The sequence below is a fragment of the Paenibacillus sp. P13VS genome, assembly GCF_015143645.1.
Taxonomy (GTDB): Bacteria; Bacillota; Bacilli; order Paenibacillales; family Paenibacillaceae; genus Paenibacillus; species Paenibacillus xylanilyticus_A.
Map to the genome: position 1 here is coordinate 44100 of NZ_WYEV01000019.1, position 24478 is coordinate 68577.

Annotated in this window: 23 protein-coding genes and 1 rRNA gene; 23 read left to right on the top strand and 1 reads right to left on the bottom strand. The window is 48.0% G+C overall.

The window, feature by feature from the left end; translation table 11 throughout:
* Positions 1-9 precede the first annotated feature (9 nt).
* From tilS to GUA98_RS27790, 21 genes are all read left to right on the top strand, one after another.
* Positions 10-1449 carry a tRNA lysidine(34) synthetase TilS gene (tilS, locus tag GUA98_RS27690; protein ID WP_193725072.1) on the top strand — a complete coding sequence of 480 codons (1440 nt, stop codon included), beginning with the start codon at positions 10-12 and terminating at the stop codon, positions 1447-1449.
* Between the two features lie 52 nt (positions 1450-1501).
* Positions 1502-2041 carry a hypoxanthine phosphoribosyltransferase gene (gene hpt / locus GUA98_RS27695; protein WP_095293369.1) on the top strand — a complete coding sequence of 180 codons (540 nt, stop codon included), beginning with the start codon at positions 1502-1504 and terminating at the stop codon, positions 2039-2041.
* Between the two features lie 101 nt (positions 2042-2142).
* Positions 2143-4188: an ATP-dependent zinc metalloprotease FtsH gene (gene ftsH / locus GUA98_RS27700; protein WP_127540874.1), complete on the top strand. Its 2046-nt coding sequence runs from the start codon at positions 2143-2145 to the stop codon at positions 4186-4188.
* A 293-nt stretch (positions 4189-4481) separates the two neighbouring features.
* On the top strand, positions 4482-5420 hold the full coding sequence (nadA, locus tag GUA98_RS27705) for a quinolinate synthase NadA (RefSeq protein WP_095362242.1): 939 nt from the start codon (positions 4482-4484) through the stop codon (positions 5418-5420).
* A 35-nt stretch (positions 5421-5455) separates the two neighbouring features.
* Positions 5456-7075, top strand: coding sequence for an L-aspartate oxidase (nadB, locus tag GUA98_RS27710; RefSeq protein ID WP_193725073.1), 1620 nt, complete (start codon positions 5456-5458; stop codon positions 7073-7075).
* Positions 7072-7938 (top strand): carboxylating nicotinate-nucleotide diphosphorylase, encoded by an 867-nt coding sequence (gene nadC, locus GUA98_RS27715; RefSeq protein ID WP_193725074.1) that lies wholly within the window; start codon positions 7072-7074, stop codon positions 7936-7938. Before nadB ends, nadC begins: the two co-directional genes overlap by 4 nt.
* A 6-nt stretch (positions 7939-7944) precedes the next feature.
* On the top strand, positions 7945-8715 hold the full coding sequence (locus GUA98_RS27720; protein ID WP_193725075.1) for a type III pantothenate kinase: 771 nt from the start codon (positions 7945-7947) through the stop codon (positions 8713-8715).
* Positions 8716-8872: 157 nt separating this feature from the next.
* On the top strand, positions 8873-9760 hold the full coding sequence (gene hslO / locus GUA98_RS27725; RefSeq protein WP_193725076.1) for an Hsp33 family molecular chaperone HslO: 888 nt from the start codon (positions 8873-8875) through the stop codon (positions 9758-9760).
* 23 nt (positions 9761-9783) lie between these two features.
* The gene (locus GUA98_RS27730) at positions 9784-10734 is read left to right on the top strand and encodes a peptidyl-prolyl cis-trans isomerase (RefSeq protein WP_193725077.1); all 951 of its coding nucleotides are present in this window, start codon (positions 9784-9786) and stop codon (positions 10732-10734) included.
* A 348-nt stretch (positions 10735-11082) separates the two neighbouring features.
* On the top strand, positions 11083-12021 hold the full coding sequence (cysK, locus tag GUA98_RS27735) for a cysteine synthase A (protein ID WP_127540883.1): 939 nt from the start codon (positions 11083-11085) through the stop codon (positions 12019-12021).
* A 140-nt stretch (positions 12022-12161) separates the two neighbouring features.
* Positions 12162-13733: an anthranilate synthase component I family protein gene (locus GUA98_RS27740; protein ID WP_193725078.1), complete on the top strand. Its 1572-nt coding sequence runs from the start codon at positions 12162-12164 to the stop codon at positions 13731-13733.
* A gap of 47 nt (positions 13734-13780) precedes the next feature.
* A complete protein-coding gene (gene pabA, locus GUA98_RS27745) occupies positions 13781-14356 on the top strand; it encodes an aminodeoxychorismate/anthranilate synthase component II (protein ID WP_193725079.1) in 576 nt (191 codons plus the stop codon).
* Positions 14357-14358: 2 nt separating this feature from the next.
* Complete coding sequence (locus GUA98_RS27750; RefSeq protein ID WP_193725080.1) at positions 14359-15243, top strand: aminotransferase class IV; 885 nt, start codon at positions 14359-14361, stop codon at positions 15241-15243.
* Positions 15240-16103: a dihydropteroate synthase gene (gene folP / locus GUA98_RS27755; RefSeq protein ID WP_193725081.1), complete on the top strand. Its 864-nt coding sequence runs from the start codon at positions 15240-15242 to the stop codon at positions 16101-16103. The genes GUA98_RS27750 and folP overlap by 4 nt, the downstream gene beginning before the upstream one ends.
* A gap of 104 nt (positions 16104-16207) precedes the next feature.
* On the top strand, positions 16208-16570 hold the full coding sequence (folB, locus tag GUA98_RS27760) for a dihydroneopterin aldolase (protein ID WP_095362233.1): 363 nt from the start codon (positions 16208-16210) through the stop codon (positions 16568-16570).
* Positions 16571-16579: 9 nt separating this feature from the next.
* Positions 16580-17128 (top strand): 2-amino-4-hydroxy-6-hydroxymethyldihydropteridine diphosphokinase, encoded by a 549-nt coding sequence (gene folK / locus GUA98_RS27765; RefSeq protein ID WP_193725082.1) that lies wholly within the window; start codon positions 16580-16582, stop codon positions 17126-17128.
* Positions 17080-17283: a helix-turn-helix domain-containing protein gene (locus GUA98_RS27770; RefSeq protein ID WP_193725083.1), complete on the top strand. Its 204-nt coding sequence runs from the start codon at positions 17080-17082 to the stop codon at positions 17281-17283. The genes folK and GUA98_RS27770 overlap by 49 nt, the downstream gene beginning before the upstream one ends.
* A 139-nt stretch (positions 17284-17422) precedes the next feature.
* A complete protein-coding gene (dusB, locus tag GUA98_RS27775) occupies positions 17423-18442 on the top strand; it encodes a tRNA dihydrouridine synthase DusB (RefSeq protein WP_193725084.1) in 1020 nt (339 codons plus the stop codon).
* 244 nt (positions 18443-18686) lie between these two features.
* Entirely contained in the window at positions 18687-19166 is a 480-nt protein-coding gene (gene greA / locus GUA98_RS27780; protein ID WP_095293395.1) for a transcription elongation factor GreA, read from the top strand.
* Between the two features lie 124 nt (positions 19167-19290).
* On the top strand, positions 19291-20802 hold the full coding sequence (gene lysS / locus GUA98_RS27785; RefSeq protein ID WP_095362230.1) for a lysine--tRNA ligase: 1512 nt from the start codon (positions 19291-19293) through the stop codon (positions 20800-20802).
* A 158-nt stretch (positions 20803-20960) separates the two neighbouring features.
* A complete protein-coding gene (locus GUA98_RS27790) occupies positions 20961-22298 on the top strand; it encodes a TrkH family potassium uptake protein (RefSeq protein WP_193725085.1) in 1338 nt (445 codons plus the stop codon).
* Positions 22299-22449: 151 nt separating this feature from the next.
* Here GUA98_RS27790 and GUA98_RS27795 read toward each other — a convergent pair whose 3' ends face one another.
* A complete protein-coding gene (locus GUA98_RS27795; RefSeq protein ID WP_193725086.1) occupies positions 22450-23049 on the bottom strand; it encodes a TetR/AcrR family transcriptional regulator in 600 nt (199 codons plus the stop codon).
* Between the two features lie 86 nt (positions 23050-23135).
* On the opposite strand from GUA98_RS27795, the gene GUA98_RS27800 reads away from it, so the two are divergent.
* Positions 23136-23684: a 2TM domain-containing protein gene (locus GUA98_RS27800; protein ID WP_193725087.1), complete on the top strand. Its 549-nt coding sequence runs from the start codon at positions 23136-23138 to the stop codon at positions 23682-23684.
* A 471-nt stretch (positions 23685-24155) separates the two neighbouring features.
* Positions 24156-24478 (top strand): 16S ribosomal RNA (locus tag GUA98_RS27805); the annotation flags it as partial.

Genomic DNA, 24478 nt, shown 5'->3' on the forward strand with positions numbered 1-24478 from the left:
GGAACAGGTATGGAGGCTTTACGCTGGAACGAGCTGGTGAATCATGTGCTGGAGGCAGCGGAAGAGCATCAGTTATGGGTTCCCGGGGATCGGATCATCGTCGCAGTATCGGGCGGACCGGACTCGGTGGCTTTTTTGCATATTATGCATGAGATCAGTACAAGACATGTTCCGCTGGAACTGGTCTGTGCTCATGTGCATCACGGGTTCCGGGCAGAATCCGATGAAGAGGCCGAAATGGTCGGGAGAATGGCAGCACAGCTGAACATTCCGTTTGAATGGGTGAAGGCCGATATTCCTTCCTATATGAAGCTTACAGGAAAGGGATCACAGGAAGCAGCACGCGATAGACGATATGCATTTCTGCATGAGGTAGCTGACAAATATGGTGCAGCAAGCATCGCTCTGGCACATCATGCGGATGATCAGGCCGAGACCGTTATGCTTCATTTATTACGTGGCAGCGGGTTAACGGGACTGTCCGGAATGAAGTTTAAACGCCGCGAAAAAAATGTGGAACTTATTCGCCCATGTCTTCGTATAAACAAGACAGACCTTGTAGAAGCTTGTAATACTCAGGGATTTCTGTACTTTAATGATGCAAGCAATTCCCAGCGTAAATATCGGCGCAATGCCATTCGCTTGGATGTGCTTCCTTATTTGGGGCAATATAATGGACAGCTCACGCCGTCTTTGAATCGGCTTGCCGAAATTGTGGGTGATGAAGACGATTTCATGGAGCAAGGTGCATATGACGCATACAGGTGTCTAGTGCAGGTGAACGGCGGAAGGCAAACCTTTGAGGTGCCTTCCTTTTTGAAGTTACATGTCGCTTTACAACGAAGGTTGATTAAACTAATATTGAATTATCTGCCTTTGGACAGTGATTTTGTCGACTTTACCCGTATCGAAACCATTCGCCGCAAGGTGATAGAGCCTTATGCGAAGACCTGGAGCCTAGATATAGGACAGACACTCGCTTGTACCCGGGAGTATGATCTGGTTTCCTTTGGCTTACGGACAGACGTACAGGATCAATCTTTCGAGTATCGTCTCGTGCAATGGAACGGAACTTATGAGCTTTCACTCAGGGAGATTGACCGATATCTTCGGATCGTTCCTATGAGTCCCGAGGACTATCTTGTACCGGAAACGGCAGATCAGGCCGCATTTGATGCGGATCAACTGCTCATGCCGCTGGTTGTGCGTTCACGGTTACCTGGAGATACCATGAAAGTCATGGGATTAAACGGAAGCAAAAAGGTGAAAAATATTTTCATCGATGATAAAATTCCCCCCTCTGTCCGTCCGCGTATTCCCGTGGTTTGTGACGGAGCAGGCAACATTGTTTGGTTGCCGGGTGTTCGCCGGTCGAATATTGCACCGGTGAAGGAGGATACTTCCGCCATCCTGTACATGACTGTAGGCAATTCAGCGATTCAGGGGTAGTGGTTATGGTTCAGGTAAGGCTTTCATAGTATAACTTAGGAGGTTCGCACAGTTGCAGAACGACATTCAGGAAGTATTGATCAGTGAAGAAGAAATTCAAAGTAAAGTCAAGGAATTAGGCGCAACACTAAGTGCCGAATATGCAGGTCGCAATCCTTTGGTCATTTGTGTGCTCAAGGGTGCGTTTATATTTATGGCTGATTTGGTTAAAAACATAACGGTACCTGTTGAGATGGATTTCATGGCAGTATCAAGTTATGGTGCATCCACCAAATCGTCAGGCGTTGTTAAGATCATCAAGGATCTCGACGTCTCGGTTGAAGGCCGTGAGGTTCTCATTGTCGAGGATATTATCGATAGTGGACTTACACTCAGCTATTTGATTGAACTGCTTCAAAATCGCGGTGCCGAATCGGTGCGCGTGGTTACGCTTTTTGACAAACCTTCAGGCCGTAAGGTAGAGCTTGAAGCTCATTACACCGGCTTTGACATTCCTGACGCATTCATCGTCGGTTATGGTTTGGATTATGCCGAGAAGTACCGAAATCTCCCTTACATCGGGATTTTGAAACCGGAAGTATACAGCAGTTAATAAGCTTGCTAGTTCCAAGCCCAGTTCTGCTCGTGCCTTCTGTTGAGAAGCCATGTCGGGCTATGTTAAAATAATTAAAGTGTCTCGAGAGGAGGTAGGGGATGAATCGGTTCATCCGGAATTCTGGTTTTTATTTGATTCTTTTTTTAGTCGTGGTGGGCATAGTGCAGTTCGTCAGCAATGGCGGCGAAGCCACAGATAATCCTAGATATGATCAGTTGCGCACGGCGGTTAAGGCGAACAACATCTCGGAATTGACGGTTCAATTCGACGGTCAGTCTTTTCTTGTGACCGGTCAATATAGAGAGAAGCCTAGCGAAGCCAAATCAGAAAATTTCTCAACGTACATTCCTCCTACGGATGAAGCGATTAGTGAGCTTGTAGCGGCAAGTGAAGCTAATAATTTCAAGTTAAATCAGGAGCCAATGAGAGGTGACAGCATCTGGCTGACACTTCTGACATCCTTTATTCCTTTGATCATTATGTTCCTGCTGTTCTTCTTCCTGTTTAATCAGGCGCAAGGCGGCGGCGGTAAAGTAATGAACTTTGGTAAAAGCCGTGCCCGTCTCTATAACGAAGAGAAGAAGCGGGTTACATTTGAAGACGTCGCAGGTGCGGACGAAGAGAAGCAGGAGCTTGTTGAGGTCGTTGACTTCCTCAAAGATCCTCGCAAATTCGCAGCTGTAGGTGCACGGATTCCTAAGGGCGTATTGCTCGTGGGGCCTCCGGGTACTGGTAAAACGTTGCTTGCTCGTGCCGTTGCCGGTGAAGCGGGTGTGCCGTTCTTCAGTATCTCGGGTTCTGACTTCGTTGAAATGTTTGTCGGTGTCGGTGCATCCCGTGTACGTGACTTGTTCGAAAATGCAAAGAAAAACGCCCCATGTATCATCTTTATTGACGAGATTGATGCTGTAGGTCGTCAGCGTGGTGCTGGCCTTGGCGGTGGTCACGATGAACGTGAACAAACGCTCAACCAGTTGCTCGTTGAAATGGACGGATTCGGAGCCAACGAGGGTATTATCATCGTGGCTGCAACGAACCGTGCAGACATTCTGGACCCTGCCTTGCTACGTCCGGGACGTTTTGACCGTCAAATTACGGTTGACCGCCCTGATGTAAAAGGTCGTGAAGCGGTACTGAAAGTACACTCCCGCAACAAACCACTCACAAAAGATGTGAAACTGGACATTATTGCGAAGCGTACAACAGGCTTCTCTGGTGCGGATCTTGAGAATCTCCTGAATGAAGCGGCATTGCTTGCGGCACGCCGTAACAGAAGAGATATTTCCATGCGTGAGGTAGACGAGGCGATCGACCGTGTCATCGTAGGTACGGAGAAGAAAAGCCGTGTCATCAGTGATCGCGAGAAACGAATCGTTGCTTATCACGAAGCAGGCCATACCATTGTAGGATACTTCCTGGAACATGCCGATATGGTACATAAAGTGACCATCATTCCGCGCGGTCGTGCGGGTGGATATGTAATCATGTTGCCAAAAGAAGACCGTATGCTGGTTACCAAGCAAGAGCTCTTGGACAAAGTTACAGGACTCCTCGGGGGTCGTGTGGCAGAAGAATTGTTCATTGGTGAAATTGGTACTGGCGCATACAGTGACTTCCAGCAAGCGACAGGTATTGTTCGCAGCATGGTTATGGAGTACGGTATGAGTGAGAAATTGGGACCTATGCAATTCGGAAGTTCACAAGGACAGGTATTCCTTGGACGGGATATCGGCCATGAACAGAATTACTCAGATTCCATCGCTTATGAGATCGATCAGGAAATGCAGCGCTTTATCAATGAATGTTACGAGAAATGTAAGGACTTGCTCGTAAAACACTCCAAAGAAATGCACTTGATCGCTCAAACGTTGCTTGAAGTGGAGACACTGGAAATGGATCAGATCAAACAATTGATCGAGACAGGTTCCTTGACTCCAAAACCGGAGAGCGATAATGATAACGAAGGTACGCCAAGTGAAGGCGGAGAACCAATCGTCGATAACATCGGTGATGTGCGTGTTCGCATTCAAGGCAAAGACGAGACACCTGAACCACCTGCCGGAGATATCCCTAACGATGCTCCGAATCTGGATAAAGGCAACAGTAATGATCCAGATGACGGTGGTACGAAGCCAACGTCTTAACGTCTAACAGAACCTGTTCTGAGAACAGATCAAAGAGAGCCGAGAGGCTCTCTTTTTTTGTGCGTTTAGTTCAAATTGCAGAGATAATGATAACTGCGAGCTAGAGCGCGAACTACGCAGGAAACAGTTGATTAGTGTGTTGTTCTGTGCCCTTTTCATTTATTGACAGAGTCGTGAACGTTGTGTACATTAGGTGTTAAACCGCTTGTGATTCGTTTCTCAAGCGAAAATAACGACTCAGATAGTCACAGGAAACGGCGCATGGCGCCGTCCGTCAAAGGAGAGGATCACAGGTGGAAGCTCTGGCTTTAGAGCGCAAGGCTGAGATGAACCGGGAGCTGCGAGCGCGGCTGATGGAGTTGAAGAAGGAACGTAATGCTATTATTCTTGCTCATTATTACCAACGTGACGAAGTACAGGAAGTAGCCGATTTTCGTGGGGATTCATTCCTGTTGGCACAGAAAGCCGCACAAACGGATGCGGATGTCATTGTATTCTGCGGGGTTCATTTCATGGGTGAAAGCGCTAAGATTCTGGCCCCGAACAAGACGGTTATCATTCCGGATGAACGTGCTGGATGCCCCATGGCAGACATGGTCAATGTTGAGGGCCTGCGTAAACTGAAAGCGCAGCATCCCAATGCAAAAGTAGTGACGTATATCAATTCCTCGGCTGAGATCAAGGCGGAGACCGACATCTGTTGTACATCGGCCAATGCAGTCCGGGTTATTCAATCTGTTGATTCTGATGAGATTATCTGGGTGCCGGATAAAAATCTCGGACATTATGTCCAGCAGCACACAGACAAAAAAATGATTATCTGGGAAGGGTATTGCAACACTCACGATATGCTGACTGTAAAAGACGTTGTCGAGATGAGAGCCAAATATCCAAATGCCGAGTTTGTCGTACACCCGGAATGTCGTCCCGAAGTGGTGGAGATGGGAGACTTTGTAGGCAGCACGACAGCAATTCTTGAATACTGTAAAAATTCTTCTGCCAAGGAATTTATCGTAGGGACGGAAGATGGTACAGGATACCAGCTGCGACTGGATAGCCCGGATAAACAGTTTCATTTTGCCACCAAGTTCCTGGTGTGTCCAAACATGAAGGTCAACAACCTGAAGAAACTGGTTAAATGCCTGGAAACGATGAAGCCGGAAATTTACGTACCACCGGCCGTTGCCGACAAAGCCAGAGAATCGCTAGAGCGCATGTTACTGGTGAAGTAGCATGCGCTACTCTTGCTCCGAGACAGGTGAATAGGATGATACCGCAATATATAGTGGATTTTGATCTGTCCCAGCTGCCCATTGTGGAGACGGATGTACTAGTTATTGGTTCTGGCATTGCCGGATTATATACAGCCATCAGGGCAAGCAAACATAATCAGGTATTGATGATTACGAAGAAGTCATTACTAGAGAGCAATACCCGCTATGCCCAAGGAGGCATCGCTGCGGTAATCGCTGAAGATGATTCCCCTGCATACCATCTGCAGGATACACTTGTGGCTGGAGCGGGCCTGTGTCGCCGCGAGGCCGTGGAAGCATTGGTAAACGAAGGCCCGGATGGAGTGCAGGAACTAATCCGTCTGGGCACATTGTTTGATGTGGAGAACGGCGAGCTGGCATTGACGCAGGAGGGTGCGCACAGTCACCGCCGTATTTTGCATGCAAATGGTGATGCGACTGGATACGAAATCGTGAGGGCTCTTGCAGCTCAGGCAAGTGCACATTCAGGTATTGAAGTCTGGGATGAGCATTTTGTCATCGACTTGATCACGGATCACGGAGAATGTGTAGGGGCATTGGTTCAGAAGTCGGACGGTACCAAGGTGTTTGTAAAAGCACGTGCTACGGTGCTCTGCTCCGGTGGGGCGGGGCAATTGTACCGCTATACAACCAACCCGGAGGTTGCCACAGCTGACGGTGTTGCCATGGCATATCGTGCAGGTGCAGTCATTCGGGACATGGAGTTCATTCAATTCCACCCGACATCCCTATGTTATCCGGGTGCTCCTCGTTTCTTGGTTTCTGAAGCGGTACGGGGCGAAGGAGCGTTTCTGCGAAATATCAAAGGTGAGCGTTTTATGGAACGTTATCATCCACAGCTTGAACTCGCTCCGCGCGATATTGTTGCACGAGCGATTGTTAGTGAGATGGAGACGACGAACAGCACATTCGTGTATCTGGATATTACTCATGAATCGGCTGAGTTAATCAAGCACCGATTCCCAACCATATATGAGACATGTATGCGGTACGGACTGGATATGACCACAGACTGGATTCCGGTTGCACCGGCAGCACACTATATGATGGGCGGCGTCAAAACGGACTTGAACGGGGAGAGCAGCATTGGAAGGTTGTTTGCTTGTGGTGAAGTTTCCTCAACGGGAGTCCACGGAGCCAATCGTCTGGCGAGTAACTCATTGTCTGAAGCCATTGTATTTGGGCACAGAATTGTTGAACGCATTCAAACACTGCCACCGCTAAATCCAATACAAATTGAAACACCTTCGCCCCACAGTGTCGGGAATAGAGGATGGGAAGAGCAGCAGCCGATTTCGGAACGGCGTTTACGTTTGCAGAAGATGATGGTTCGTCAGGTGGGTCTGAGACGTAACGGTGCCGGCTTACAGGGAGCCCTGGATAAACTGGAGAGTGAAATGGACATCTTCAATAATTTGCTGACACATAAGGAAGAGATGGAATACGCCAACCTTTTGACCTGTGCATGGCTGGTCACCAGTGGAGCATTACATCGTCAGGAGAGTCGGGGAGCACATTACCGTGAGGACTTCCCGCTTCGTGATGATGAGGCTTGGCAAAAGCATAGTTTGCAGCAAAGAGAACAAGCGATTGTGGAGGAATTGATGTCATGATACTGAACGGATATAATGAAGGACTCATCGAATCCATCAAAAACTGGCTTCGCGAGGATGTGGGGGCAGGGGATGTCACTACGAGTGTGACGATTCCGGCAGGCCATCAATCCAAGGCAGTTATTCACGCCAAAGACCACGGGTTCATCGCAGGCATATCGGTAGCTGAACTGGTATTTCAGGTAGTAGACCCATCGCTCGTATTTAGAGCGATGGTACAAGACGGAGATGAGGTTACTCGTGGAACAACGCTGGCAGAAGTCGAAGGAAGCACCCACAGTCTGCTTACAGGTGAGCGTCTGGCACTAAACCTGCTGCAGCGCATGTCGGGGATTGCCACGCGCACACGTTCATATGTTGATGCATTAGAGGGCCTCTCTACGCGATTGGTGGACACACGTAAAACAACCCCTGGACACCGCATGCTTGAGAAATATGCAGTACGGATCGGTGGAGGGGCGAATCACCGATTCGGATTGTACGATGCGGTTATGATTAAGGATAACCACATTAAAGGGGCAGGCGGCATCACAGAAGCCGTGAAGCGGGCAAGAGATGTCATTCCTCATACGATGACTATTGAGGTGGAGACTGAGAATCTGACACAGGTGAACGAAGCCTTGCAGGCAGGTGCGGATATCATTATGCTGGACAATATGCATCCGGATCAGATGCGTGAAGCGGTTTCGGTTATTCGTAAACAGGCTCCGCATGTGAAGGTAGAGGCATCAGGCAATGTTTCTCTGGATACCATCCGTGGAATTGCCGAGAGTGGTGTGGATGTAATTTCGGTTGGAAGGTTAACCTATTCTTTCGAGAGCCTTGATATCAGCCTAGATTTAAACGAAAAGAAAGAGGGGTGAACCTCTTTGATTCTTGTTGTAGACGTGGGCAACAGTAATATTGTACTCGGTGTGTATCAAGGCCGGTCGTTGCTCCACCATTTTCGTCTGAGTACATCCCGTCAGTCCACAGTGGATGAATACGGCGTATTGATTTATAATTTATTTCATATGTCGGATATATCAACACGCGACATTGAAGGAGTCATCATCTCATCGGTGGTTCCTCCGCTTGTGCATGTGATGGAAACGATGTGTGAAAAATATGTTGGCAAAAAGCCAATGATTGTGGGGCCTGGGATCAAAACAGGCCTAAACCTAAGGTACGAGAACCCGCGTGAGGTAGGCGCAGATCGCATTGTGAATGCAGTGGCAGCCGTTGAGAAATACTGTGGTCCACTTGTGGTTGTTGATTTTGGTACTGCCACGACCTTCGACTGCATTGATGAGAAGGGCAACTACCTTGGGGGAGCCATCGTACCGGGCATTCATATTGCCACTGAAGCGCTCTATGAGCGGGCATCCAAGCTGCCTCGCATCGAACTGGAGAAGCCCAAGAAGGTTATAGGACGCAATACGGTGCATGCCATGCAGGCTGGTATCATATATGGCTATGCTGGACAGGTCGACGGAATTGTTGATCGCATTCGTACAGAGATGGGTGTACAGCCCAAAGTTATTGCAACCGGGGGGCTTGCACCGCTAATTGCAGAGGAAACACGCAGCATCGAGGAAGTTGATCCGCTGCTTACGCTGGAAGGGCTGCGTATCATTTATGAGCGGAACCGGGAAAGGTAAGGAAAGAGACGGCATGCAGCGGGCTGATTTTACAGTCTTACGTATTGTGCCGTTTTTTCTGTAAATTGAACGGATTTATAAGTTGAACAATATCACATTCAATTTATTTATCGTGTATCAGAGATACTATAGTATACGCCAAAGGAGGCTGAATGACTTGGAAAACAACAAACAGGACCGCTTGATTCGCGGTACAGCAATGGAAGGACGGGTTAGAGCCTTTGCTGTCCAAACAACAGAGTTGGTTGAGGAATTGCGCAGAAGACATGATACGTTTCCCACGGCTACAGCTGCCATGGGGCGTACGGTAACCACTGCAGCCATCATGGGTGCAATGCTTAAAGGTGAAGAGAAGCTGACCATTCAGGTCAAGGGAGACGGTCCCATTGGACAGATTGTTGCCGATGCGAACGCCAAAGGGGAAGTTCGTGGCTATGTGTCGAATCCGCATGTGCATTTACCAAGCAACAGTATGGGTAAGCTTGACGTTAGAGGAGTTGTGGGCACAGAAGGCTTCGTGAATGTAACGAAGGACCTTGGCCTGAAGGAACCTTATCGTGGCAGTGTACCAATTGTTTCGGGAGAGCTGGGCGAAGACTTCACATACTATTTTGCCAAATCGGAGCAGACACCTTCTGCTGTAGGCGTTGGTGTACTTGTAGATACCGACAATTCGGTCATTGTATCCGGCGGATTCATTATACAGCTGCTGCCAGGGCTGACCGACGATGAAATCACCGTAATTGAAAATGCGATCAGCACGTTGCCTGCGGTAACAACGCTGCTTGAGCAAGGGCTTGAACTGGAAGAATTGCTGAAGCGTGTACTGCCGGATGTACAGGTTATGGATGGAATGGACATTCATTTCCGCTGTGAATGTTCCCGGGAACGGGTCGAAAAAACATTGATCAGTCTGGGTCAGCACGAAATGGAACAGCTAATCGAAGAAGAAGGCAAAGCAGAAGTGGTGTGCCAGTTCTGCAATGAAGCTTATGATTTCAATAAAGAACAACTCGAGACCATTCTAGAGCAAGCCAAGAACTGATATAAGCGGGGACGGGACGCGGAATGACGAGACAGGAAAAAGGGCTGTGGACGGCTGTAATTGTCCTGACGCTCGGCATGCTGGTGATGGGGACGGTAATGGTGGTTCAGGGTATCAGGCCTGATCGGGATGATGCTGATGCATCTCATGAAACAGGTCAGGAGGATGGAAGCGCCATTGCCACAATCAACGGAGAGGTCATTACGGACAAGGAATGGACCGATGCGCTGAAACGGCGTTATGGGAGCGATATGCTGCTTCAGATGCTGAACCGCAAAGCGGTTTATGCGGAGGCAGTTGATCGGGATCTGACAGTCACCCCGGAGGAAATAGCGAAGGAACTGTCTGTTGCGATGGATGGCTATGATTCGGAGCAGGCATACTTTGACGAGATGAAGTCCCAGCTTGGCCTGACGAGACAAGAGCTTGAACTGGAAGCTGGTTATCGACTTTTGTTGGAGAAAATCGCAACGAGCGGCATTCAGGTCAAGGATGCAGACATTGAGCATTATTGGGACGAGCATCGCGAGGACTTCATCTCTCCCGAGAAATACGATCTGTCCATGATTATGGTGGAAAATGAAGAGCAAGCCGATTCGTTACTGGATGATTTGGAGCAGGGTGCAGACTTCGAAGATATGGCAAAAGCTGAATCAACAGACAGCTTCACCCGTGACGCTGGAGGGCGGCTTGGCTGGATTGAACAGAATGATCCGTTTCAGCCGGAAGACGTAATGGATCTGGCTGAACAATTGGATGTTGGTGATATTGCTGGGCCAGTACAGGTCGAAGATGGATATGCCATTATCAAATTAAACGATAAGCAGGATGCCCAGGTTCAATCCGCAGAAGAGGTGCGTGAAGATATCCGGATGCAGCTGGCTCTGAGCCAGGCTGATCCACTTCCCCAGGTGGAAGAGAGGCTGCGCAACAAATATGAAGCCGTGATTATCGCCGAAATTCCTGCTTCCTGATTTTCTGATTAATGGATGGGTTGTTTGGAATGCTACACTGTGATAAAAATACTCTGTCTACAGGCTTAGGGCCCAGGACAGAGTATTTTTTTGAGTACTCATATTGACAATGGCGTGCAACGTTGATAAGATAAAAATAATAAATACCTACTCGTTTACTCGGATTAAAAGCAATGTTTAACCCTAAGAAACCTTCGGAAACCTCAGATCCATTCCATGGATATGCATTTGGGCCAGATGGAGTAAAGGATTTCCGCAGTTCTTCTATAACATCAAGAGGCTGCTCCGGCCGCGCAATATAAGCAACAGGACTTAAGTATTATTCATCCCACTAAGGAGGGCATTCATATGGCTAAAGTTGTTAATAACGTAACAGAACTCATCGGAGGTACTCCGCTTGTTCGTCTCAACCGTATCGTACCTGAAGGCAGTGCTGAAGTATTCGTGAAACTTGAGTATCAGAATCCAGGTTCGAGCGTTAAGGACCGTATTGCGATCAGCATCGTAGAAGAAGCGGAAAAAGAAGGCAAGCTGAAACCAGGTGATACCATTATTGAAGCAACTAGCGGTAACACAGGAATCGGTCTTGCAATGGTAGCTGCAGCCAAAGGCTACAAGTCTGTCATTGTTATGCCTGAAACGATGAGCTTGGAGCGTCGTAACTTGCTTCGTGCCTATGGTTCTGAGCTGGTGCTCACGCCAGGATCCGAGGGAATGAACGGTGCTGTCAAAAAAGCAGAAGAATTGCTTAAGGAAAACCCATCGTACTTCATGGCTGAGCAATTTAAGAATAAAGCAAACGTAAAAATTCACCGTGAAACTACAGGTCCGGAGATCGTTGAAGCGATTCAATCGGTTGGTGGTACATTGGATGCCTTTGTTGCAGGGATCGGTACTGGCGGAACAATTACAGGTACAGGCGAAGTATTGAAAGAAGCCTTCCCTTCAATTAAAATTGTTGCTGTAGAGCCAGCTGCGTCTCCAATTTTGGCAGGCGGCAAGCCGGGTCCTCACAAAATTCAAGGAATCGGTGCGAACTTCATTCCTGAGATTCTGGATCAGGAGATCTATGACGAGATCATTCACATTGAGAATGATGATGCGTTCGAAACGGCTCGTCAAGTTGCGAAGGAAGAGGGCATTCTGTCCGGTATTTCTTCCGGTGCAGCGATTCGTGCAGGTCTGCAAGTAGCCAAACAGCTGGGTGCAGGTAAACGTGTTGTGGTTATCGTGCCAAGTAACGGAGAGCGTTACCTCAGCACACCACTATACAACTTCGAAGCTTAAGTGTAAGCATAATGATATCAATCCTCCGTACCCACATGCTGGGTATGGGGGATTTTTTGCTGAATGCTTTTAAAAGATGCGGCGCTTTAGTATACTATCAGACAATAGAACTAGCGACAGATGGAGGGCGGCTAACCGCAATGACACACCTGATGACAACATACGCCGACTGGACAGAGTGGGCCAGACAAGGATGGACCATGATGCCGTACATGATCAAGTCGGATGAGGGACCGGTTCATGGCGGTTTACCGTTAACATGGGAAGCAGCCTGGCACCAGGCTTCGCCCTATTCCATGGTGCTGGAGAACGGGAAGGGCGGAAGATATACATTTCTGGGATTGCACCCGGTATCCGTTATTTCAGGCAAGGGACATGAAGCGGTCATCTATGATCTGAAAGAAGGATTGACGTCCACAGATACGGGCAAACCACTGGACGTGTTAAAAAGGTGGGCAGCTCCGTACAGTGCCCCTAAAGTGAGTGAGGCTCCTGATTTTGGTGGGGGGAGTGCAGGTTACCTCAGCTATGACGTAGCCAGATCACTGGAGAAGCTGCCAACGCTCGCTGAAGACAATCCCGCTTTGCCTGACTACTGGTGGATGCGTTTTGAAGAGCTTTGGGCATATGACCACGAACAAGAGGCACTGTATTGTATGGTCCATCTGCCGCTACGAGCTGAATCGGATGAGGCACACCTTCAAGTCTTGTATGCAGAAGCTGAAGAGCGAGCTGAAGCCATGCGGCAGCGGTGGCTGCATATTGTGGGCTATGCTCAGGCAGAGGAACAGCAGCAAGCATTGGAGCATCGCAGCAGGCACATGCAGCTGGCGCAGAAGCAGGAAGATGCGCACAGGGAAACGGAAGGATGGCAGACATCATTTCCCCAACAGGATTTCGAACAGGCTGTACGCACCGTACAGGAATATATCCGGCAGGGTGATGTGTTCCAAGTGAACCTTTCGCTGCGGCAGGAGAAGCAACTCCAATCCACTGCCGAGCATATATACGAATGGCTGCGACTTGTGAACCCATCGCCGTATATGGGGATGCTTCGCAGTCCGGACTTTCAACTGGTGAGTGGTTCACCGGAGCTCCTTGTCAAAGTGGATAACGGCAAGGTAAGTGCACGCCCGATTGCGGGCACCCGGAGAAGAGGTCGTGACGCAACCGAGGATGAAGCCATGGCCGCTGAGCTGCTGAACAGTGAGAAGGAACGGGCTGAGCATATTATGCTGGTTGATCTGGAGCGCAATGATATTGGGCGAATTGCAGCCTATGGGTCAGTTCATGTACCCGAACTGATGACCATCGAGAAGTATTCGCATGTGATGCATCTGGTTTCCCAAGTCGAGGGGAGACTTGCCGATGGTTTATCCGTTTTCGATGTCATTGCAGCCACCTTCCCTGGTGGAACGATTACCGGTGCTCCCAAAGTACGGACCATGGAAATTATTGAGGAACTTGAGCCTGTGCGGAGAGGTCCCTATACAGGATCCATCGGGTGGATGGACTACAGTGGGAATATGGAGCTGAACATCGTCATCCGAACGCTTGCCATCAAGGATGGAGTGGGCTATGTTCAAGCAGGCGCAGGCATTGTTATTGACTCCGACCCGTATCGGGAATACAAGGAGTGTCGGAATAAGGCAAGAGCCATGATGAGGGCCGTGAACTACAGTGAGCAAGCAGAAGCAGTCAAACTAAACTAATTAAAGCAACCGTCATTACATGACGGAAGAAGAGGAGGAACAAGAATATGATACTGGTTATCGACAATTACGACTCCTTCACATATAACCTGGTTCAATATTTGGGTGAGCTGGGAGAGACGGTGGAGGTTCGCCGGAATGATGAGATTGATCTGGCAGGCATTGAGACACTCGCACCTGATCATATTTTGATCTCTCCTGGACCTTGTACTCCGAATGAAGCAGGCATCAGTCTGGCTGTCATCGATCATTTCAAGGGTAGTATTCCGATTTTTGGCGTTTGTCTGGGACATCAAGCCATCGGACAGGCTTTTGGAGGCAACGTTATTCGTGCAGATCGCATGATGCATGGCAAAACCTCGGAAATGCATCATCAAGGAACGTCTGTCTTTGCCGGACTGCCTTCCCCGTTTACGGCAACCCGCTATCACTCCCTTATTGTAGAGCGCAGCAGTTTGCCGGATTGCCTGGAGATCACAGCCGAGACGGCAGAAGGTGAAATTATGGGACTGCGCCATAAGGAGTTTGCCATTGAGGGTGTGCAGTTCCATCCTGAATCGATTATTACAGATCATGGGCATCAGATGCTGCGTAACTTTCTGTCCCAGAAGGTGAAGGTATAGGAATGCAGTACGCCGCGATAAACGGAAATGTGGTTCATATGGCGGCAGCCGTGGTTCCGGTAACGGATCACGGCTTTTTGTACGGACTGGGCTTGTTTGAGACTTTTCGGACTTATCAAGGCGTCCCCTTCTTGCTGGAACGCCATCTGGAACGGATGGCCGCAGGTTGTGCGGAGCTAGGAATTCCATTTACTACGACAATAGAGGAACTGAAGGACTGGATCGATCGTCTGCTCCAGGCAAACGGGCTTCGAGATGCGTACGTACGATACACGGTTTCAGCAGGTGAAGCTGCGCTAGGGTTGCCCTCCGGGGATTATGAACGACCCAATCATATTGTATTTGCAAAAGCATTACCTGAGCCCTCTCCATCCTTATACGAGAAGGGCAGAATGCTTCAGTGCTTATCGACGGTTCGCAACACACCTGAAGGCAATATACGCTTCAAATCACTGCATTACATGAACAGCATCCTGGCCAAACGGGAATTGAATGGATACGGTAAGCCTGCTCAAGGGGCGGAAGGCCTGCAGCTGACCCGGGAAGGTTATGTGGCTGAAGGTATTGTCAGCAATGTATTCTGGGTAAGGCAGGGTGTTCTCCATACACCATCCACCGAGACGGGGATTTTGCCAGGAATTACTCGGGCAGCAGTTCTGGAACTTGCCGCTGATATGGGATTAGTCAGCGCAGAGGGCTTGTACTCCTGGAATGAGCTGCTGGAAGCAGATGAGATATTCCTGACAGGATCAGTAGCAGAGCTTGTGCCGGTTACCACTTTACGAGGACAGAACGGAAACGAAACGATAATCAGTAACGGACATATCGGCCCGGTTACAGCAGCACTTCTGGGTATGTACCGTCAGAAAGCGGGGTATACTTCATGACACTCACACCAGTCATTTACGAACGGAACTATTCATCGGGGCCAGCTGAACTCAAGCTTGGTACACGGACACAGATCATGGGCATCCTTAACGTTACGCCGGATTCCTTCTCCGATGGAGGACGCTACAATCAGGTAGACCTGGCAGTTGCCCATGCGATACAGATGATGGAGGATGGAGCAGATCTGATTGATATCGGAGGCGAATCGACACGCCCAGGGTCGGAGACCGTCAGTGCCGAGGAAGAGCTCAGCCGAATCATACCTGTGATCGAAGCATTGCAGCTTCAGGCTCCGCATATTCCAATATCCGTGGATACCTATAAGGCGGAAGTTGCAAGGCAGGCTATCCTAGCCGGTGCTCACATCATTAATGATGTATGGGGAGCCAAGGCAGATCCGGATATGGCCCGCACGGCTGCAGATCTGGGATGTCCAATCATTTTGATGCACAATAGACCCGAGCGGGATTACACAAGTTATCTGGATGATGTGGTTCAAGATTTGCAGGAAAGCATTCAAATTGCCTTGGACGCCGGCGTGCATCCGGATCAGATTATTCTCGACCCTGGTATTGGGTTCGTGAAGGATATTACGGAGAATCTGACTCTGATGTCCTCCCTTGGGCTTCTTAATGAGATGGGGTATCCGGTTCTGCTGGCTACTTCGCGCAAGCGATTCATTCAGAACACCCTTCAAGTGCAGGCCAATGACGCAGTAGAAGGGACGGCAGCAACGGTTGCATTCGGCATCGCCCAAGGCTGCCAGATGGTTCGGGTTCATGATGTGAAGCCGATTCGGCGGACGGCGGATATGTGTGATGCTATGTTGTATGCCTCTCCGGGTCTGCGGAGGAAATAACCTGGCGGGTCCGATTGACCCGCTCTAGCAGCGTAGCGTTTTGCACGAGGTAACGAACCAGTAGTAACACACAATCTCAATAATATAGAAGGCGGGCGAATCCTATGGATAGAATGGTACTGCATCGGATGGAATATTACGGATATCATGGTGTTTTTGCAGAAGAGCGGAAGCTCGGACAGCGCTACTACATAGATCTAGAATTGGATATGGATCTTGGAGAAGCCGGGCGTACAGATGATCTGACCAAGACCGTTAATTATGCCGAAATTCATGAACTTGTGAAACATATTGTGGAAAACAAATCATTCCAGTTAATTGAAGCTTTGGGCGAACATATTGCATCTTCGTTACTGGACACTTATACTATTATCAATGCGTTGACAGTTAAGGTGACGAAGCCGCATCCGCCGTTTGATATTCATTTTGAGGGCGTAACGGTAGAGCTTCGCCGCACAAGAAAGTGAGAACCGATCATGACTGCACATTCGACCTCTGAATATTCAGAGGCTTATATTGCTTTAGGGGCCAATTTGGGTGACCGGGAACAGACGCTTCTTGAAGCGCTGACGTTACTCGATGCACACCCTGATATAGAGGTCCTTCGTTGTTCATCGCTATATGAGACAGAGCCTGTAGGTTATGTGGATCAGCCCTCGTTTCTGAATATGGCTGCTGCAGTACAGACGCGTCTTACTCCCGAGCAGCTCCTGACCGAATTGCTCGATGTCGAGAATCGGCTTGGGCGAGTCCGCGATATTCGCTGGGGTCCTCGAACAGTAGATCTCGATTTGCTCTGGATGAATGGGCAGATTCGGGATACCGAAGTGCTTCAATTACCACATCCGCGGATGGGCGAACGGGCATTTGTGCTTGTTCCATTGTCAGATATCGTACCTGAAGGCGAGCTTTCAGGTTTGTATACCTATGTACACTCATCGTTGTCTGTACTGGATGGAAAGGATGGAATACAGCTTTGGAAAACGTGCAACTGGCGAGCCGCATCCGGGCCTTTCGGAAGCTGAAAGGTTTAACACAACAGGAACTTGCAGCGGGTACTGGCATATCGCTTGCGATTCTGGGAACGATTGAACGGGGGAACCGCAAGGTATCCGAACAAGAGCTGGAGCGCATTGCGAACGTGCTGAACATCAGCGTTGAAGAAATGCAGGGTAAGTAGAGCTCATTCACTATAGTCACTCATGAGGATGTAATGTGTTTTAAGAAGACATATATCGTTAATCGTTGATTGTATACAGCACAACATGACCGGGATTCATGTAAGAATCTGCGGTATTCAGAAGGAGAGAAACACAGAAATGCTGAAAATCGGTGGCATTGAAATGAAAAATCAGGTCGTACTTGCGCCGATGGCTGGCGTTTGTAATCCGGCTTTTCGCCTGATTGCAAAAGAATTCGGCACAGGACTTGTCTGTGCGGAAATGGTAAGTGGCAAAGCCATCGTGCATGGCAACAAGCGTACACGTGAGATGCTGTTTGTAGATGAGCGGGAGAAACCGCTGAGCCTGCAGATTTTTGGTGGAGACCGTGAAGCGCTAGTAGAAGCAGCCAAGATTGTAGACAAAGAAACCAACGCGGATATTATCGACATCAACATGGGATGCCCTGTGCCAAAAGTAACGAACTGTGATGCAGGAGCGCGCTGGTTGCTTGATCCGAACAAAATCTATGATATGGTATCCGCTGTAGTGGACGCAGTCGAGAAGCCTGTGACCGTCAAGATGCGTATCGGCTGGGATAACGAGCACATTTTCGTCGTTGAAAATGCACTCGCGGTAGAACGCGCTGGAGGTCAGGCGGTAAGTGTGCATGGCCGTACACGTGAGCAGCTCTATACAGGTACAGCTGACTGGTCCCATATCAAAAATGTAAAAGAAGCAGTCTCCATCCCGGTGATCGGGAACGGAGATGTGTCTTCACCGGAAGATGCACGTCGCATGCTGGACGAAACGGGCTGTGATGGAGTCATGATCGGTCGTGCTGCACTGGGTAATCCATGGATGCTGTATCGTACTATTCAATACCTGAGTTCCGGGGAATTGCTTCCTGATCCGGGTGCAGAAGAGAAAATCCGCGTTGCCATTCTCCATATGGACCGTCTGATTGCTTTGAAGAATGAGGCCGTAGCTGTCAAGGAGATGCGTAAACATCTGGCTTGGTACCTAAAAGGATTGAAAGGCTCTGCACGCATCAAGGACGTTATTATGGAAGGAACCAAACGTGATCAGATGGTACAGATTCTGGAGAACTTTGTAGGCCAGATTCAAAATGAAGAGCACGTTGATGCAGAAACAGCAGTAGCCGAAAATGCATCCTGATCCTGTCCTGTAAAACGTTTACAAATATAAGGGGCGTAACATTGACTTTTCGAGACCGTTCCCCTATAATTTCACAGTATAAATTCGCCATGTGCGTTATAAGGTTAGTGCATCAGGAGGAACGTTCTGTTTCTCTGGAGAACTTCATATAGTTTTGAAGATATATGCGGTCGGAGCTCTGTATTCAGCATTGGTTCCGTTCCCGTGCAATCAAATTATTCCCATGACAGGAGAATCGGTTGAGATGAGCGATAAGGAAGTTATCCTTACACAAGAGGGACTCAAGAAGCTGGAAGAAGAACTGGAAACACTGAAATCGGTTAAGCGCCGCGAAGTGGCTGAACGGATCAAAGTAGCCATCGGGTATGGCGATATCAGTGAGAACTCCGAATACGAAGACGCGAAGAATGAACAGGCCTTTATTGAAGGTCGTATCATCACTCTGGAGAAAATGCTTCGGAATGCGCGGATCATCAACAGCGATGAAATTGATACCGATGCGGTAAGCGTTGGTGCAACCGTAACTGTAGAAGATCTGGAATTCGGAGACATTACAGAGTACACCATTGTAGGTACCGCGGAATCCAATCCGCTTCAGAACAAAATATCGAACGAAAGCCCGGTTGGAAAAGCCATTTTGGGTAAGAAAAAAGGCACCGTTGTTGACGTAAGCGTACCAGCTGGCGTAATTCAATATAAAATTGTAGATATTAAGAAGCAATAGTTAGTATTGTAATGAAGCAGTCGGGCACGGAGACAAAAGCTTCCTTAGGGAAGCTTTTTTCAACATTTGAGGAAGAATACATCTGAGGATGTCTGCAATGTAAATAAGGAGATGAATATAGATCATGACGGATGAAGTCTTGAATCAGGAAACCGAACTTAGCGAGCTTTTGCAAATTCGCCGCGACAAATTGGACGAGCTCCGCAAATTGGGAATCGACCCTTTTGGCCAAAAATACGTACGTACCGAAGAAGCCGGTTCTATTCTGAAGAAGTATGAAACACTGACCAAGGAAGAGCTGGAAGAGAAGCAGATCGAAGTCAGTATTGCCGGACGGATTATGGCGAAGCGGGGAATGGGTAAGGCAAGCTTTGCGCATATTCAGGACCTGAGCGGCAGAATCCAGATCTATGTTCGTCAGGATACGGTAGCTGAGGACAAGTTTGCGGCTTTCAGCCTGCTGGACCTTGGCGATATTGTTGGAGTTAGCGGTGTAGTCTTCAAGACCAAAACCGGTGAAACGTCGGTTAAAGTAAAGGATTTGGAAGTGCTGTCCAAGTCGCTGTACCCGCTTCCGGATAAATACCATGGTCTGACTGATGTAGAGCTGCGTTATCGTCAGCGCTATGTGGACCTGATCATGAATCCAGAAGTACAGCAGACCTTTATTACACGTTCCAAAATCATTCAGTCAATGCGTCGCTACTTGGACTCCCTTGGTTATCTTGAAGTGGAAACTCCTACACTGCATAGCATCGCTGGTGGTGCAGCTGCACGTCCGTTCATTACGCATCATAATGCGCTCGACATGGAGCTGTACATGCGTATTGCGATTGAGCTTCACTTGAAACGTCTGATCGTAGGCGGACTCGAAAAAGTGTATGAAATCGGCCGTGTCTATCGGAATGAAGGGATGTCGACTCGTCACAACCCTGAATTCACGATGATTGAGCTGTACGAGGCTTATGCCGACTACAAAGATATCATGCAATTGACCGAAAATCTGGTTGCTCATATTGCACAGGAAGTGCTTGGAACACAGGTGATCCAATATGCTGATTACCAAGTAGACCTCACTCCGCAATGGCGCCGTGTAACGATGGTAGATGCAGTTAAGGAAGTCGTTGGTGTGGACTTCTCCGTGCAAATGACAGATGAAGAAGCTCACCAGCTGGCCAAAGAGCATAAGGTTCCGGTTGAGCCGCATATGACTTTTGGGCACATTTTGAATGCATTCTTCGAGCAGTTTGTTGAAGAAACGTTGATTCAGCCAACATTTATTATGGGACACCCGGTTGAGATTTCTCCGCTGGCGAAGAAAAGCGATGCAGATCCGCGTTTCACAGATCGCTTCGAGCTGTTTATCGTTGGACGCGAGCACGCGAATGCCTTCACCGAGTTGAATGATCCGATCGATCAGCGTCAACGCTTTGAAGCACAACTGCTGGAGAAAGAACACGGGAATGATGAAGCACACGAAATGGATGATGACTTCATTCGTGCACTCGAATACGGAATGCCGCCAACAGGCGGATTGGGTATCGGGATCGATCGTCTGATCATGTTGTTGACCAACTCACCGTCCATTCGTGACGTACTGCTCTTCCCACACATGCGTCCACGTACGCAAGAATAATAAGGAACGTATTACACGTTCATAATAGAAGAGGAACCTGCCATTCAGTTTCATGCTGGGGCAAGTTCCTCTTTAGGTTTACATAGGACGCTTTCCAAGGCTCCTTGGTTCGTTTTGATCTGATTACAGATTGTATTATGTTAAAAGAGGTGCCCTTCATGAAATTCAGGCTTCACATTGCCAAATTTCTGTCACCCCCGCTTATTTTGGTTGGCGGTTTCCTGCTGATTATCTCTATTGGTACCATTCTGCTGATGCTGCCTATTTCAAACCGAAGCGGTGAGCATCTGGCGTTCATTGATGCGTTATTTACGGCGACTTCAGCAGCATGTGTGACCGGACTTGTCGTTGTGGATGTAGGAACGACGTTTAATCTGCTTGGACAGATCGTCATCATGGTACTCATGCAGCTTGGCGGACTCGGCTTCATGACCATTGCAACGCTGTTTGCACTTGTCCTGGGTAAACGGATATCTCTCAAAGACAGACTGCTTCTGAAAGAGGCCATTAATGCCGACAGCATGGAAGGTATTGTGCGGATTATCCGTAAGGTACTGATCTTTTCCTTTACGATTGAGGGTGTGGCTGCTGTGATCCTGGCTTTGCGCTGGGCAGCCGAAATGCCTCTGGGACAAGCAGCCTACTATGGAATATTTCACTCGGTTTCCCTGTTTAATAACGGTGGATTTGACCTGTTTGGCAACAGCTTTCAGTATTATACCGGAGACCTGTTGTTTAACCTGACTGCCTCTGTGCTTGTCATATCTGGTGGACTCGGCTTTGTGGTTCTGAATGACCTGTTTGAGTTTCATAAACGCCGCCGTTTATCGCTCCAGTCAAAACTGGTGCTCTCCGTGTCTGGTGCGCTGATTGGTATTGGAGCCCTTGTAGTGTTTATCTTTGAATTCACTAATGGACATACACTTGCTTCGCTGACCTGGCCTGAGAAGATCTATGCTTCTATCTTCCAGTCAGTGTCTACAAGATCGTCTGGAACAAGCTCGATTGATATAACGGAGATGAGACAAGCAACCCAGTTTTTCTTCATACTGCTTATGTTTATTGGAGCTTCCCCGGGTTCTACCGGTGGCGGAATCAAGACAACGACGTTCCTGATCATGATTGGAGCGGTGTATGCCATGATTCGCGGCAATAAGGATATAGTGTTTTTCCGTTCCCGTGTTCCCAAAGAACTGCTCATGAGGGCATTGACCATCATTATGGTTTCGTTAATCATCTTCATGATTGTGGTCATGCTCCTGCTTACAACGGAAGATGCACCATTCCTGCCATTAATGTTCGAAGCAGCTTCCGCAATAGGTACGGTGGGACTGTCCGTAGGGGTGACTCATGAATTAACGGATATAGGAAAACTGATTATCTGTTTTACGATGTTTATTGGGCGGATCGGACCATTAACCATTGCGTATGCACTTCGTCCACGCAAAGAGAAGAAGTTGTACCGTCATCCGGAAGGCCGGATTATTATTGGATAGAGAAAAACCGTCAGACAGCGGTCGACCTCCTGCAATCACAGGAAGTGGACTCGAAACGTCTGACGGTTTTTTTTGTTTTATCGGCATGTCTTCTGTTGTTCAAGCTTTCGTTAGGTCTAGTTGTGATGAAACAGTACCAAACTTTATTCATTTACATTTCTGCACGACACAATGCTGCGAGATGTAGAGAAAGAGCATTTTCCATAATTTCAGAGGTCATCTGATCGGGTCTGAGTACGGCGTGAATGGACAGTCCGTCCACTAGGGCATAGAGACGCTCTATCTCCAGTTCTTCATTGAGGTCAGGTCGTGAGAGGTTAAGCTTAACAAGGTGCATAATTACAGTAGCTACAGCTTGTCTGATTTCATCATAAACCTTGTCTGCGAGTGCTTTGAGAGCCGGATCGGTTTTGGACTTGGCAGTAAAAGCAAACCACACCTCCATTTCGGCCATTTTTTCGTCCGTGTTAGGCATGAATTCGAGCAGTAGATGTTTCATATTCTCCATAGGAGAACCGTTGAACGACATCTGCTTAATTCGGTTCGATACCCTTTCGGTTACCAAATTCATTGCATATAGGAGTAATTCGGATTGAGTTGAAAAATAGTGACGCATAGAACCAGCAGATATACCCGCTTCTTCAGCAATGTTTCGGACAGATGCTTGCTCCATGCCATCTCTGCGTATAATGCGCCAAGCTGCTTCAGCAACAAGGAGTCGCTGTTTGTCATGATCTACTATTTTAGGCATATGTGAATTATAACACTATTGCTTAAATTAGTACAAACGTGCTAAATTGTATTTAGCACAAATGTGTTATAAAGGGAGGGGTTATAATGATTGCCTATTTTATAATAGGATGCGAAATTGCATTTTGGATTTTCGTCGCTGCTGGATTATCTGTAAGATACCTGCTAGGTATGAAACGCCTGGGGGTGGCCTTACTTATGGCGACGCCTATCATAGATTTATTGTTATTAGTGGCTACGGTTGTTGATCTGCAAAGAGGCGCTACGGCAAGTATGGTTCATGGTATTGCTGCCATATATATAGGTGTTAGTATTGCTTTTGGTCATCAGATGATTGCATGGGCAGATCGATACTTTCTATTCTGGTTCAAAGGTGGAGAGAATCCACGGAGCAGGAAAGCATACGGAAGGGAACATGCTAATCAGGAACGGCATGGATGGTTTCGACATCTGGCTGCCTACATCATAGGGAGTTCCTTCTTATTGATTATGATCTGGTGGATTGGTGATCCTGCCCGTACTGAAGCTTTCGTGAACATCGTAAGAGTTTGGGGAGTTATATTGGTCATCGACTTCATAATCAGTTTCAGTTATACCCTATGGCCCAAGAAAGTGCCTGCTAAGAAAATCGAATAGAGAATGATAAGAGAGTTATTCAGGGGTTATATATCAGCAAGTAACTGGCATTTAACTGTTAACACTTTATATAGTCTCCTGAAGCGATTGACCATATAATCAGCGAACCTAATAATTAAACATAACTGATGTTAATGAGGGCAGGATTAGAATATACAATCTTTTTCAAAAAAGTACTTGCATAAAAAATCTGTACATGGTATATTCTAATTCCGGCCAAGAAAACACAAGAAACACGGTGCGGTAAGCTAACTGAAAAGCTTCGAAAGAAACTTGAAAAAAGTGCTTGCTAAATTGGTTCGGATGTGATAAGATATAAAAGTTGCTGAAGAGAACAACACTCGGATGTAAACAACGTTTGATCTTTGAAAACTGAACAACGAGTGAGTAAATGATCTTGCTTGCAAGATCAACAAATGAGATTTTTAATCTCGTCAGATTCAAAATGAGCTAATCGCTCTTTTCAATACTTTATTGGAGAGTTTGATCCTGGCTCAGGACGAACGCTGGCGGCATGCCTAATACATGCAAGTCGAGCGGACTTGATGAGAAGCTTGCTTCTCTGATGGTTAGCGGCGGACGGGTGAGTAACACGTAGGCAACCTGCCCTCAAGCTTGGGACAACTACCGGAAACGGTAGCTAATACCGAATACTTGCTTTCTTCGCCTGAAGGAAGCTGGAAAGACGGAGCAATCTGTCACTTGAGGATGGGCCTGCGGCGCATTAGCTAGTTGGTGAGGTAACGGCTCACCAAGGCGACGATGCGTAGCCGACCTGAGAGGGTGATCGGCCA